The organism is Marisediminitalea lipolytica (assembly GCF_001758465.1).
GTDB lineage: Bacteria > Pseudomonadota > Gammaproteobacteria > Enterobacterales > Alteromonadaceae > Alteromonas > Alteromonas lipolytica.
The window spans coordinates 1-5,733 of sequence record NZ_MJIC01000005.1 but is presented as its reverse complement, the minus strand read 5'-3'; the positions used below and the strand labels follow the sequence as shown (position 1 = coordinate 5,733).

At 48.7% G+C, this 5,733-nt stretch carries 3 protein-coding genes and 1 pseudogene; 3 read left to right on the top strand and 1 reads right to left on the bottom strand.

Annotation, left to right across the window (positions count from 1 at the left end; all coding sequences use genetic code 11):
- Window positions 1-153: 153 nt before the first annotated feature.
- Window positions 154-450 carry a transposase gene (locus BFC17_RS22760; RefSeq protein WP_070174964.1) on the top strand — a complete coding sequence of 99 codons (297 nt, stop codon included), beginning with the start codon at window positions 154-156 and terminating at the stop codon, window positions 448-450.
- A 320-nt stretch (window positions 451-770) separates the two neighbouring features.
- Entirely contained in the window at window positions 771-3,743 is a 2,973-nt protein-coding gene (locus tag BFC17_RS02855; protein ID WP_070174963.1) for a glycosyl hydrolase 115 family protein, read from the top strand.
- 133 nt (window positions 3,744-3,876) lie between these two features.
- Here BFC17_RS02855 and BFC17_RS02850 read toward each other — a convergent pair whose 3' ends face one another.
- Window positions 3,877-4,980 carry a hypothetical protein gene (locus BFC17_RS02850; RefSeq protein ID WP_139141982.1) on the bottom strand — a complete coding sequence of 368 codons (1,104 nt, stop codon included), beginning with the start codon at window positions 4,978-4,980 and terminating at the stop codon, window positions 3,877-3,879.
- A 103-nt stretch (window positions 4,981-5,083) separates the two neighbouring features.
- Here BFC17_RS02850 and BFC17_RS22755 point away from each other — a divergent pair.
- Window positions 5,084-5,533: pseudogene (locus BFC17_RS22755) on the top strand (transposase); the annotation flags it as partial.
- Window positions 5,534-5,733 lie beyond the last annotated feature (200 nt).

Genomic DNA, 5,733 nt, shown 5'->3' with positions numbered 1-5,733 from the left:
CTCTTCCTCGAAGGTGTCATTACACAGACGCAAGGTCAAGCTCAATTCAAGCGTGTTAAAGCGCCAAGTCACAATGACGTGGAAGCGCTCGTTCATACCATTAGCCATCGTATTGCGGCCTAATTGGAGAAGCGAGGATTAATTCAACGTGATATGGATAACACGTTTCTCGATTTACCCATGGATGATGAAGATAGTTTATTGCCCTTGCAAGCGGCCTCGGTTAGTTACCGCATTGCTGTCGGTCCAGAGACTGGTAAGAAAGTATTCACTTTGCAAACCTTACCTGCAAAAGACGAAGATAACTATGGCCATTTAGCTCAAATAGGCGGTTTTAGCTTGCACGCAGGGGTGTTTGCTGACAGCCACGAATCTGAGAAACTGGAAAGGCTATGTCGGTACATCGCACGACCTGCTATCAGTGAACAACGATTGGTAAGTCTCGAGTAAGCAGCACTGCCAATTCAATCAACTCACAGCAACTAGCGAAACGAAAGATGTTGGCAACAAAAATGTGTGGCTGCTCTTTTGGGTAGTAGATAGTGTTAATCCTACTTATACTTGGCGCATCCTTAACAACAAAGGTAAAATCCTATTGTGCCGTGTAAAGTCTGAACGGACAATGAATGAGGAATTCACCGGACCCAAATTTAACTCAGATTAGATAAGTTCTGACAAAAGGTGCTATTTAGCGGTGTTTTTTTCAACTTAAATAGTGGTAGTCTTAGGCAAATACGAATTTCTCCGTTCTGTAATTCAAGGGAATCAATATGATGAATCAGCGAGTCCGGCGTGCCGGTGTAGCATTATTAACAGGCCTCATGGCAATGGTGAGCGCTACCGCCTGTGCGAAATCTTTTGTTCTAGCTTCATTTGACAACGTTGTCGGGGTGGTCGTGTCGCCAGATGATGCCAAGGTTGTTAGTAAAGCCGCCGACATGCTGCGAAGTGATATTGCCGCTGTGTCAGGAAACACGCCTTATGCCGATGACTCCCACGGCGGCCCGGCTATTTATGCGGGCACGCTTAGTCAAAGTCCGCTGATAAAGCAATTGACAGAACAGTACCAACTGGATGTATCCGGATTAAGGGAAGGGTGGGAGCAGTATCAGTATTTTGTGATAGATGACAATAAAGCGAAGCCACGGTTAGTCATTGTAGGCTCCGACCGTCGGGGCACTGCCTACGGACTGTTGGCTATTTCCCGCAAAATGGGCGTATCCCCATGGGAGTGGTGGGCTGATGTCACGCCTGAAAAGCAATTTCCTTTACAGGTCGATATTAATGACACTTTGTCTTCCGCTCCGTCAGTAAAGTACCGCGGCATTTTCATTAACGACGAAGACTGGGGATTGCAAATCTGGGCGGCAAAAAACTATGAACCTGAAGTGGGTGACATGGGGCCGAAGACCTACGCACGGGTATTTGAATTACTGCTCAGATTGCGCGCAAATCTGCTGTGGCCAGCCATGCACAAGAGTACAATTCCGTTCTATCAGATCCCGGAAAACAAGCAGGTCGCTGACGATTACGGCATTGTTATCGGCACTTCTCACGCCGAACCCATGCTGTCTAATATTAATGGTGAATGGGATAAGGACAAGATGGGGCAGTATCGCTTCGATACCAACGCCGGGGCGGTGACGGATTTTTTTCGTAACCGGGTGAAGGAAACCGCGTCTTTTGAGAATATTTATACCGTGGCTATGCGTGGAGAACACGACTCGCCGATGATTGTGAAAGATTCGGGTATGGACGAGCAGGTAGAGCTACTGGAAAACGTGATCAATACTCAGCGGCAGCTACTGACAGACAATCTGGGTAAACCTGCCAGCACGGTGCCGCAGGTATTCGTGCCGTATAAAGAAGTGCTGACGTACTACCAGAATGGTCTGGAAGTGCCGGACGACATTACCCTGATGTGGACCGACGACAACTACGGTTATCTTCGACAGCTCAGTAACCCTCAAGAGCAACAGCGTGCAGGTGGTGCTGGCATTTATTATCACACTTCATACTGGGGACGTCCCCACGATTATCTGTGGCTCAACTCCACTAATCCCGTGTTGATGTGGGAAGAGATCACCAAAGCCTGGGAGCAGGGCGCCCGTGAGCAATGGGTACTGAATGTGGGCGACATCAAGCCCCATGAATACAATACTGAACTGTTCATGGACATTGCGTGGAACCGCAAGAAGTTCAGCGAAGATGAAGCGGTCTTCCGTGCAATCAGCGATTATTTTGCCAGGGATCTGGGTGAGAAAAATGCAGCGCAGCTAAATGATATATTCAGAACCTACTATCAGCTGGTGTTTAAACGTCGCCCCGAGTTCATGGCCTGGAACCACGTTGAGCCGGTAACCTTGCCCGGAGAAACCACACTGACGCAAACCCACTACGGCGATGAAGTAAGCCGGTGGGCTGACGCATGGGAAGACCTGATTAGCCAGATAAAAGCGCTACATGCAAATGTGCCTGAAGCGCAGAAAGATGCTTTCTTTGAACTGGCCTATTATCCGGTGGTTGCTGCCGGCAACATGAATCTCAAATGGCTGTACTACTATAAGAACCGCTATGCCGCGGCACAGGGGCGTGGGGATGCAAAATGGTACGCAAAGAAAATGCGTCAGGCTTACGCAGAAATTATTCGTACCACTGACTATTTTAACAATGAACTGGCATCCGGAAAGTGGCAGCACGTCATGTCGGCGTCGCCTCGTGAACTGCCGGTGTTTCAGCTGCCTCCCGCCACTGCGGCTAACCTTCGTGACGAAGCGGTATCGCTGGTTGTGGAAGGGTTTGATGTACCGCTGAATCATATTATCAATAACAGCCATGCGGATTCTCTGCCGGTGATTAACGCGTTCACGCGCAAACCGCGATTTATTGATATTGTGCTGAACAGCGATAAACAACAATCCTGGTCTTTATCATCCGATGAAGGATGGATTAAATTGTCGGCATCATCCGGCACGCTAACGCCGGAAAATCCGGTTCAGCGTGTGTGGGTTTCCGCTGACTGGGATGCCGTTCCGAAAGGTATCGACAGCAAAGAGCCGCCGCTGGGCCACGATTTCCAGTTGATCCCGCCTTCATTTAAAGTGACAGCCAGCCTTGAATTTACCGCTGGAAAGGCTTCTCATCAGATTGGTGTCAGTGTGTTTAATCCGGATTTACATGTACTGTCTGATTTTGACGGTTTTGTCGAAGATCTCGGTTATGTGTCTATAGCTGCAGAACGTTTTCAGCGTTCATCGGGAAGTGATGCCGCGACTTGGAAGGTGCTCTCTGGTGTGGGCTATTCTGGTGGTGTTATTCAGCCCCTGCCGGTAACAGCGGAGTCTGTTGAAGCAGCAGATGATCTGGTCTCTCAAAGTCCGTCCGTAGAATACGATTTTTATACCTTTAATCGCGGTAGCGCGTCCCTGCAACTGGCGCTGGTACCGACTCATGCCCAGTACAAGGGCAGAGGAAGCCGCATTGCCGTGCGGGTTGATAACGGTCCGGTGGAGTTCCTGGATTTTGCTACACAGGGACGCAGTGAAACGTGGAAAAACAATGTTCTGATGAACCGCGCTATTGCTGAAACTCAGACTGAAATCACATCGAGTGGAAAGCATACGCTGAAAGTCTGGATGGTGGATTCGGGCGTCATGCTTGATGAGATTCTTATCGATCTGGGTGGTAGAAAGCAAAGCTACGGCTTTCCGGCTTCTACGTATAATGAAGCGCTAAGCCGCTAAAAATAAGCAGAACTGTAAGAAGCCCGTAAGGGCTTCTTTCTTTTGGAGCTTTTATCTCTGTGTACTGGCAGGCTATGCGCCGCAGGAATTAAAAGGTGCCTGCGTACTGTTCGGCATGCACCAACCAAGTGGGCTAGCGGTTAAGCAGTACGTCGTTTAACCGGATCAGCACGCGACCTTTTTCGTGGTCGCTGTCCAGTGTGGTCGCCGCTCTGCGCACGGCATCCAGGGTTGTTTTTGACAGCGCTTGCTGGTCCAGAACAGCAAGCAGCATCGTTGCCAGTTCGTAGTCAGAATCAATGTGTTTCGCTGCCACAGCGATAAGTGCCGGAAGCTGTTTACTACTGCCCGGCATATCCAGCAGTGCAATTAGCGCCTGTTTCATCTCATAGTCAGAATCAATGGACTCCAGCGACCGCAGGAAAAGCGCCTCGTTCCCCGGATGCAGTTTGATGGTCGAACCCCGCTTTATAAAGACCTGACTCAGTTCGTAATCAGATTCAACCGACTGAGAGGCAATAAAGAACTCTGACTGAACATCAGGCGAGCACAGTGTATTTGCAGGGACGTCAATAAGCAGTTCTGATAACTCATAGTCGGAGCTGATTTCAGCCGCTGCCTTCAGGGCGGCTGCAGTGATTGCAGGCGAGGCATTGTGATGAATTACCTCTGTCAGCAGCTTTCTACGCTCATAGTCTGAACTGACCAGCGTGGACTCGTTTAAAAATACGGCTTTTTCCTCTTCACTACGCAGCGTAGTGGTGAGTGCCAGTTCAAGGTATTCAGCCTTTACCGAATCGCTGTCGATTTGTTCCGTTTCGGCTAGCAGGCCATTCACGCCGGATTGTGCGTAAATTCGCTGGCTGCGTTCCCGTGCATTGAGACCGGTCTGCCGGAGGATTTGGGGAACCTGTGAAGCGAACCATTGCCTCGCGTCTTCATCGAAGGGCGCTTGTCTGTCATTCAGTGAATAGGTGTAAGTTATTTCACCCTCGTCGCGGCTGATAACTAATGAACGATCTATGCCTAATGAGCTATCACTGATCTCCAGTGCAGATTGAGACGGCATGGAAACCAGCGCGGTTTCCTCGTCGTTAAACAGGATCCGGTTTCTGGCTTCACTGCTTTCGGCTTTGATGTTTATGTAAAAGCCATCATTCATCACTACCTGACGATAACCTAAGTGAACCGAACAGGCTGACAATGACAGTATTGCGAAAATTAAAAGAGCAAACACAGGCTTCCGGGCAGGCATATTGTTTCCACAGTGAGTCAATTCGTAACAGAATGCTAATGAAATTAACTAAAATTCACTGTCTCTGCCAGTATAAAAGTGCTTCAAAATTGTGGCATTCAGTTGCAAACGCAGAGGTTTTTGTCCAAGCTGCGGTGCAAAACGCATGGCTGAAAGTGCCAAATTGTTGGTTGATGACGTTTTAGGTGGTCACCCAATTAGGCAGTGGGTCTTAAGTTTACCCATCCCGCTTCGATTATTGCTTGCCAGGTACCCCATACATTTAAGCAAAATCATGCAAATCATTCATCGCACGATTTCCACTGACATCATCCATCGGTCAGGCTACTTGAAAAAGCAAGCCAAGACGGGGGCAGTAACATACATCCAGCGTTTTGGAAGCGCGCTGAACTTGAATATACACTTTCATATGCTCTTCCTCGAAGGTGTCATTACACAGACGCAAGGTCAAGCTCAATTCAAGCGTGTTAAAGCGCCAAGTCACAATGACGTGGAAGCGCTCGTTCATACCATTAGCCATCGTATTGCGGCCTAATTGGAGAAGCGAGGATTAATTCAACGTGATATGGATAACACGTTTCTCGATTTACCCATGGATGATGAAGATAGTTTATTGCCCTTGCAAGCGGCCTCGGTTAGTTACCGCATTGCTGTCGGTCCAGAGACTGGTAAGAAAGTATTCACTTTGCAAACCTTACCTGCAAAAGACGAAGATAACTATGGCCATTTAGCTCA

Coding starts and splice junctions, on each gene's coding strand:
- BFC17_RS02855 (WP_070174963.1), top strand. CDS start 771: ATGATGAATCAGCGAGTCCGGCGTGCCGGTGTAGCATTATTAACAGGC.
- BFC17_RS22760 (WP_070174964.1), top strand. CDS start 154: ATGGATAACACGTTTCTCGATTTACCCATGGATGATGAAGATAGTTTA.